Origin of the sequence: Bartonella sp. AA18HLJMS, from assembly GCF_042197245.1 — a bacterium.
Classification (GTDB): Bacteria; Pseudomonadota; Alphaproteobacteria; order Rhizobiales; family Rhizobiaceae; genus Bartonella.
Window position 1 is genome coordinate 1 of sequence record NZ_JBHIRP010000026.1, and the last position, 8766, is coordinate 8766.

4 protein-coding genes and 1 pseudogene are annotated in these 8766 nt (G+C 38.2%); 3 read left to right on the forward strand and 2 right to left on the reverse strand.

Features of this window, described 5'->3' with window-relative positions; translation table 11 throughout:
* Both ACFINW_RS09020 and ACFINW_RS09025 read right to left on the reverse strand, forming a co-directional pair.
* Window positions 1-2486: autotransporter outer membrane beta-barrel domain-containing protein (locus ACFINW_RS09020; protein WP_375674214.1), on the reverse strand; the 2486-nt coding region annotated here is incomplete at its 3' end.
* A 633-nt stretch (window positions 2487-3119) separates the two neighbouring features.
* Window positions 3120-5477: pseudogene (locus ACFINW_RS09025) on the reverse strand (NosD domain-containing protein); the annotation flags it as partial.
* A 770-nt stretch (window positions 5478-6247) separates the two neighbouring features.
* Here ACFINW_RS09025 and ACFINW_RS09030 point away from each other — a divergent pair.
* From ACFINW_RS09030 to ACFINW_RS09040, 3 genes are all read left to right on the forward strand, one after another.
* Window positions 6248-7378 carry a metallophosphoesterase gene (locus ACFINW_RS09030; RefSeq protein WP_375640828.1) on the forward strand — a complete coding sequence of 377 codons (1131 nt, stop codon included), beginning with the start codon at window positions 6248-6250 and terminating at the stop codon, window positions 7376-7378.
* Between the two features lie 764 nt (window positions 7379-8142).
* On the forward strand, window positions 8143-8517 hold the full coding sequence (locus ACFINW_RS09035) for a hypothetical protein (RefSeq protein WP_375640829.1): 375 nt from the start codon (window positions 8143-8145) through the stop codon (window positions 8515-8517).
* A 13-nt stretch (window positions 8518-8530) separates the two neighbouring features.
* Window positions 8531-8766 (forward strand): phage tail protein (locus ACFINW_RS09040; protein ID WP_375674215.1); only part of this gene is annotated, 236 nt, incomplete at its 3' end.

Consider the following 8766-nt stretch of genomic DNA (forward strand, 5'->3'; position numbering starts at 1 on the left):
TCTTCTTCTTTTCCTAAGACGGATGTTCTGATATTGGCTAAGAGTGCGTTTTGTTTAGCCATATCGGTTAATCCACTATAGAAGAGAGCATTTGGCATGACTAAGTAACTGGCCGTTTGTGCTACAGGGACGATCACACTTGGACCAGAACCAGAATCCGTTTCAAGAATTTCTTTATGTAAGCGGAAATCCCAGAAATTTTCATTCTTTTCATCAAAGAGGCTTTGTGCAACATCGGCTGTACCGTGGCTTGACTCTGGTCCATAGGCCGTTAGCGTATATTTATAAGGCAAACGATTTCTTGTGGTATAGCCATTTACGAGTTTGAAAGAGTCTTCTTGTGCTTTTCCAGAAACTTGAATGAGCGAGAGACCACCTATATTGGAAGGATCAGCAGCATTGACTACACTACTTTCATCTCCTGAATCGCTTTTGATATAAACTGTTGTGGAGCCTGAGACATCACCGTGGATCAGAAGTCTATCGGTTTTTTGATCGGCACTTGCTACGCCATCACTCCAAGCAATGTTGAAGTAAATCTTTGCGTCTCCCGTTGCGTTGTAGACTGTTTGCGTATCTGGTTTACCAGATCCTATATGCAATGTGTGATAATGATCTTCTACCAGTCCATCAAAAACAATAGAGCTGTTATCGAGATTAAGCGTAGAAATATCGGAACAAGATCTTTGAGCAATATCAAGCAGTTTGCCATCAGCATCTTTTTCTTTTGTACTGGTCTTTAGTGTCCATGTTGTCTTGTTTTTTAGATCAAAACGTACAGTTCTATTTTTAGCAATATTCGCTCTGCCCTCTAGAGTAGACTGATCCGCGCTTAAGGTGAAGGTGCCATTGGAGATCGCTTTAACCTCTTTATTGTTCCAATAATTGTCATTTTTCCAAGATTTTGGATCTTCGAAAAGACCATCTCCTAACAATACATCAGCATGGATTTCTGAATTTTTGAGATTTGCTGTACCGATTGATAAAGTTGGAATATCTTCCATGTTTGTGTTAGTAAAAGCTCCAACAAAAATTCCTGTGCCATTTTCAACGTGAATATCTGCATTGGTTAAATTGATTTCACTGCTTTTACGTTTTTGTGGATCATCTGGATAATCTAGATCAGGATTAGAGAGAGCTATAAATTGCAAACCAGCAACTCCTGCTATCATAGAAGTATTCACGACATCAATATGTCCATTAAATGCCGCCCATAGTGCAACTTTTTTTGCTTCTATTTTATTTTTTATTGTATTCTCTGCTGCTCCAATATAACCATTCGTCATCTTAATTGTGCTATTATTTGCTGCGGTGAGACCAAAATCAAAGTTTTGAATGATTGTTTTACCATTTAATTCGATTGCACTACCAAGTTCCGCAACGTTTACAGCAACGGTTTGTTGTTTACTTTCAACACCAGTTATTGTTAAATCTCCGCTAATGATTTTACTTCCACCGTCTGCATAAAAACCTTCATCGACATTTTGAATGGTTGTTTTGCCCATTAACCTAACTTCACTACCAGAGTCCGATGTCCATATACCAGTGCGTTCGTTGTCGGAGCCTTCAAGTGCTTCACCACCGATTATCGATAAGTTTTCGCTAATGATTTTACCACCGTTAACTGCTCCAAGGCCGTCCAAAGTATTGTTAATTATTGTATCACCATGCAATTGAATTGTGCTGTCATTGCCACTTACAAATGCACCGCTTCCTTTTCCCTCTGTTGTTAGAGCAACATCTGTGGCATCAATATGCCCTCCGTTGATTGCGAATAACGCTGTTTTGTTCGCGGCTACGGATCCTCCCGTCATTATGATCTTAGATCCTGAACCGTCTGCAAGGAGTCCTTCGCCATTAGATGATATAATGTTAGCATTGTTTTTTAAGATAATCGTACTGCTGGTTTCGGCGCTTCCTCCTACATCACGTCCACTAAATGATCCTCCTGAGACCGTTATTGTTGAGTGATCATTTGCAACTATACTGGCGGCTGCTTGAGTCACTGTTACATCTTTTAAAGTGACGGTACTTTTATCTGCTTTTATTCCAAAGTTCAGTAACGCATCGTCTTTATTATTCGATATCTTCACACCTTCCAGCTTGTTTTCACCGCTGTTACTGTTTAAAAAGCCGGCACCAACTAGAGAAGTTTTAATGGTCCCTCCAGTCATGTTTATTGCGCCACCATCGTTTGTTGTAAGTCCAATTTCACTATTACTAATCGTTGTTCCTTCAAGCAATTCAACTACACTGCCTTCGCCATTAGAAAATACACCAGACGATATATCTTCGTCACCTAGAGATACATCTGTAACATTTAGAGACACATTTGTGACCGTAATATGTCCACCATTTTCAGCAACCAATGCATTACCTTTCCCCGTGACGGTTCCTCCCGTCATGCTGATGGTGGAGTTTGAACTATTTGCATAGAGTCCAATGTTATCAGATGATGTAATGTTTGCATTGTTGGTTAAAGTGATGGCGCTGCCGTTTTGAGCAGATATTGTTGTATTTTGTGCATGAAATGATCCTCCTGAGGCTGTTATTGTTGAGTGATCATCTGCAACTAAGGCATTGGTTGCTTGCATGACGGTTACATCTTTTAAAGTGACGGTACTTTTATCTGCTTTTATTCCAAAGTTCAGTAACGCATCGTCTTTACTATTCGATATCTTTACACCTTCTAGCTTGTTTTTGCTGTTGTTACTGTTTAAGAAGCCAGCACCAACTAGAGAAGTTTTAATGGCTCCTCCAGTCATCTTGATTGCACCATCGTTTAGTGCTTGAAGCCCGAGTGCACTATTACTAATAGTTGTATTTCCAAGTAATTCAATTACACTGCCTTCACCAACAGAAAATACACCAGACGATATATAGTCGTCACTTGGAGCCACATCTGTAACATTTAGAGACACATTTGTGACCGTAATATGTCCACCATTTTCAGCAACCAATGCATTACCTTTCCCCGTGACAGTTCCTCCCGTCATTGTGATGGTGGATTTTGAACCTTCTGCATAGAGTCCAACATTATCAGATGATGTAATGTTTGCATCATTGGTTAAAGTGATAGTGCTGCCGCTTTTAGCAGATATTGTTGTATTTTGTGCATGAAATGATCCTCCCGAGATTGTTATTGTCGAATCATTCTCTGCAAATATACCGGCGGCTGCTTGAGTCACTGTTACATCTTTTAAAGTAACGGTACTTTTATCTGCTTTTATCCCAAAGTTCAGTGGCGTATCGTCTTTATCACTCGATATTGTCACATTTTCTAGTTTGTTTTCATGACTGTTACTGTTTAAGAATCCAGCACCAGCTGCAGAAGCTGTAATGGTTCCTCCAATCATCTTGATTGCGCCATCATTTTGGAATGCAAGCCCGATTGCACTACCACTAATTGTGGTCTTTCCAAGCAATTCAATTACACTATTTGCGCCATTAGAAAATACACCAAATGACTTATCGCTATCATTTGTTTTTAGGGTAACATCTGTAACAGTAATATGACCACCATCTTCAGCAACCAAAGCACTCGCTTTTCCCGTGACGTTTCCTTCTATCATTGTGATGGAGGAGTTTGAATCTTTAGCATATAATCCAACATCATCAGATGATGTAATTTTTGCACCGTTTGTTAAAGTGATGGCGCTGCCGTTTTGAGCAGATATTGTTGCATTTTGTGCATGAAATGATCCTCCCGAGATTGTTATTGTCGAATCATGATCTGCAAATATACCAGCGGCTGCTTGAGTCACTGTTACATCTTTTAAAGTGACGGTACCTTTATCTGCTTTTATTCCAAAGTTCAGTGGCGCATCGTCTTTACCACTCGATATTGTCACATTTTCTAGTTTGTTTTCACGGCTGTTACTGTTTAAGAAGCCAGCACCAGCTGCAGAAGCTGTAATGGTTCCCCCAGTCATCTTGATTACACCACCGTTTTGTGCTTGAAGCCCGATTGCACTATCACTAATCGTTGTCTTTCCAAGTAATTCAATCATGCTACCAAGGTCATCAGAAGCTACACCAAGTCCATCACCATTTGTTTTTAGGGTGACATCTGTAACAGTAATATGGCCACCGTATGTTGTCGTTACTGCTTCCTCTTTCGCTGTAATGCTCCCTCCTGTCATTTCGATGATGGACTTTGAACCTTCCGCATAGAGTCCAGCATCGTTATATGATGTAATTTTTGCACCGCCAGTTAAAGTGATGTTGCCGCCGTTTTGAGCAAATATTGCTGCTTTTTCTGCATCAAATGATCCTCCTAAGACTTTTACTGTGGAATCATATGCATCTATGGCAGTTTGTGCTTGCGTCACTGTTACATTATTTAAAGTGACATTACTGTTAGTTGCCTTGATTCCATTGATTAGTGGCGCATCATCTTTCCCACTTGATGTCACTACATCTTTCAGTTCGTTTTCTTTGCTCTTGCTATCTAAAAAGAATGCACCAACTTTGGACGCTGTAATGCTTCCCCCAGTCATTGCGATTGCGCCACTTTCTTGTGTTTTTAACCCGATTGTCGCATCATTGATCTTTGTATCAGATAATTCAATCACACTGTTTTCACCTTGAGACAATGCGCCGAATCCACTCTCAATTTTAGTACCCTTATTATATGCAGGGTTATCCCCTTCTGTAGTAGGTGCACTTGTGGTATCTTCCTTAGCTGTTAGAGTACCACCCGTGACTTTAATATGACCACCATCGTTTGTATACAATGCTGCGTCTTTTCCAGTTACGCTTCCCCCAGTCATTTTTATGGTGGTATTTTCATCATCGGCATGGAGTCCGTTACCATTAGATGAGGTAATGTTAGTACCGCCATCTACAGTAATGGTGGTGCCGCCCATAGCATATACGCCATCCATTTTACCTTCGAATGATCCTCCGGATACTATAACTTGAGAAACGACATCCGCAAGTATACCAGTTTCTGCTTGCTTAACTGTTACATTTTCTAAAGTGATAAAACTTTCGTTGTTTATTTCTATTCCAAAGAGTGATGATGCTTCATTTTTATTATCTGATATCACTACATTTTGTAGTATATTTCTACTATTCTTACTATCATCAATATAAACACCAGTTTGAGAAGCTGTAATGTTCCCCCCAGTCAGGTTGATGTTAGCGCCGTCTTTTACAGAAATACCAAAACGAACATCAGAATCAGTGCCTTGAATATTTAAGCCATTTAATTCAAGCGCACTGTTAGCACCTTCAACTGTTACAACATATTTATCGCTACCTGTGTCTGTATTTGTGTTTTTATTTCCAGTTACAGTTACAGTACTGCCGGTGATTTTTCCTTTGTCTTTTACATAAATAGTCTCGTACGTTTTTCCGGATATATCTTTTTCTTCGTTGGCAACGTCAAGAGTTTCAGCATGTGCAGTGAACTGGATGTTGAATAGGATGATAGCAGCCGCAGCCGTGCATGATAAAAGGGATGTTTTATACACCAGTATTCTCCTTATGAGAGCCCCCAAATATTCATTTCCCCGCAAACTTCATAAGAAGAAGTGAAAATGGATAGTTGTTATTAATTTCGATAATTGTCTTTATTTGGTAAGATATTTTTGGTTTTTTGTCAAAATTAAAAAACAAATGATATTAAATTTGTATTAATTTATATTTAACACACAATGTGTTTGTAATTATTTGTATTATATAATTAAATTTATTGTAAATCTATATTATAGAAATTATAAATATTATTATAATACTTACATAAGTTATATTATTTTTTTATAAAGTAATAATAGTATTTTCTGTAATACTTCTGCATTTTTATAACTTGTCAAAGTAAGTGATGACGGTAATAATCAAACACTATTGCTAGCACTTTTGATTAGTTATACCTTATTTATCATAATATTCTAATATATTTGATCTTGATATCCAAAGGAGTTGGGTGCTCTAATATAAGAATACATTCTTTCTCCTGTTGGGGATATTTTAATACTATACGACTAAGTTTTTATAAGCTGTTGATGTATCGATGACATTTGAAAGAGCCAGAGCCCAAGCTTATAAATCTTAATCAATGAAGATGCTTCAAGTTGAAGGCTTGAAATCAACAGTGCTTTTATATCATCAAAGTGCACCTTCATTGAAGGATTATTGCTTTCGTTATTTCGAATTTTTGACATATTTTTGACAATAAAATCTAAAAAATTGCTTCTGAGGAATTTTTTAATATAATATGTAACGTTTTTATGGCGATAGGTTTATGAGATATAAAGTTGAATTGGTAATCACCGTGATTGCTTTTACTCTCTCTGGTTGTTTTAATCTTGATGCTGAAAAAATAAAAAGAGACAAGAGGCTTTATCATGATGCATTCATGGATTGGTCGATGAAAGAAAAGTCTCTTACAAAAAATTATACTGCTATCATTATGGCTGATCCGCAACCGTGGCGTTTAAACTCTGGTGATGCCAATGGAATATCAAACAGAGAGCCATGGTTAAAGATAAATGAGCAGGTTGCTGGTGTGATAAAAGCGCACAAGGCTGCATTCCATATTGTCAATGGTGATCTGACGGAGTTTGGACAACAAAAAAACTATGATGATTATGAAAATGTTTATAAAACTCTTGGAGCACCTGTCTATGAGGGGCTAGGGAATCACGATTATGCCAATAATGTTGGTAATTGTACAAATCCTCAAGAATTCAGTTTTTACAAAGATGCTTGTTCTATAAGTGCAGTTTCAAGAATGGTATCGGAAATCAAAAAATACCGTAGTCAATTATCGCATTTCAATGCAGATGTTACTGAAAGCTTGGTTCCCATTTCGGGTGGAAATATTCGCTCGATAAGGGGGAGTTTGAGTTATTCTTGGGATTATGGAGATGTTCACTATGTGCAGCTTCACAATTATCCAAGCTATACGGTTGGTTTGAAGGGGCAGTCTACAGAAGTGCAAATCAATAAATCTTTAGATTGGCTTAGGAACGATTTAGCTGCTGCTGATGCAAGAGGTAAAGTGACAATCATTAATTTTCATGATGCGCGTGCTGCTTCCATTGATGGTGAATCCTTTTTTATTCGTAAAAAGAATGCTAAAGATTTGTCGGTCTTTAAGTCAATTATTACCTCTCATAATGTTAAAGCAATCTTCGTGGGGCACACGCATTATCAGTCTTATTGCCGTGCGAAAAATGATAAGGTTTTTGGAAATATCCCTATATATACAGCTGGTGCGCTTTTTAATGGAGATTATTACCTCATAGATGTGAAAGGCAAGACCATTCACGTTAAAGCCTATAATGGAGAAATAGGAAAACCGCTTTTAATTAAAGATCTTGGCGTTATAGGGAAAGACACCCAATTTTCGGCAAGTTGCAGTAAGTTATAATAGGATTTGTTTCTTTGTCTTAAAGCATGAGGGAAAAAGCGTATTATATGTGCGGACTTGAAGAGCAGTAGGAGTGTCTAAATGTTACTTAGAAATAGAGTGAAAAATCAGACATCTTTTTTATATCTTTTTCAAAGCTGTTAAGATTTCAGGTTATACGCTATAAGTGCAATGGTTTAATGTGAACTGAGCTTTAATACAAAGCAGAATAATGGTTTGTTATTCTATTTTTTCTTTTTAGGCATTCATCTTTGAAGAAAGGGGAGTTTGTCAAGGGTGTGTTCATAATTTGCTAGCACATGTTGTCCTGAATTATCAAGAAGGCTGTTTCTATTAGTTTGTTGCAGTATAATTATCAAGTTATGCCCTTTGTTAGAGTTTATAATATCTACTCATGGGCAACTCTTTTCTTTTTCATAAGAAAAGCTTTTTATTTTGATCAATTTTTTACTTATAATCTTCAAACAATTGATGTTTTGTGATGCTGTATAATTTCTCTTGATTAACCGTATGAACTTTTAGTTGTATTACAATTTTATCTTCTTCTTTTATACGTAAGTAAATCGTTACAATAAGTATGATATAAATATTGGAGTCTGTTTATAGCTGTTATGGTCTCATGCAATTATCCTTAGATGACTCTCACGTGTTTTGGCAGTTTTATCTTTTCTTTGAGAGAGGTGTACAAAGGGGATTTTAAGAAGTTCTAGTTTAGAAAGAGCTTTTTTGCCCGCGAACAGCTCTCTGATGCTGCCAAGGCTGGTATGGAACAAGCGGGCGAAGATCTGGCTAATTCGATTGTCGATGGCTTTATGTCGTCTATCTCACAATTGATGGATTTTTGTAAATCTTTGCCTAGCCGTATTAAGGGGTGGATTGGTTCCATTGATGTAAGAGAGTTTTTGCCAAGTTTTTTGGGAGGTAAAACAGCCATTCAGCCCATAGCACAATTTGCGGGGGCGGGGCATGCCAATTACTCTGCGAGAGAGCAAAGAGACAAAGACCGTTCCCCCATCACACACAATCAAAACGTCACAGTGCATGTTAATGGGGCGCGTGAACCCATGGCCACTGGTCGTGCGGTTGCCCATGCTTTGCAACGGGCACGTGCCAATGCTCTGCATGGCGGGACAGAATGAGGGGAGGGCGTCTATGAGAGATCCTTTGATGATGTTAGGACCGCATCAATTTTATGTGGACTGGCTGAATTTCCAATCCTTTGAAGAAGAGTTTTCTGCCTCCTGGGTTTGCCTAGAGCGTTTTGGCAGGTCCCCCAGTTTGCAATTTACCGGCTATGGCAATGATGCAAAGACCATTCATGGAGTTTGGTTTCCAGAAGAATTTGGTGACCGGGTAGCGATAGATGCCATCACTACAACTATTCGAAG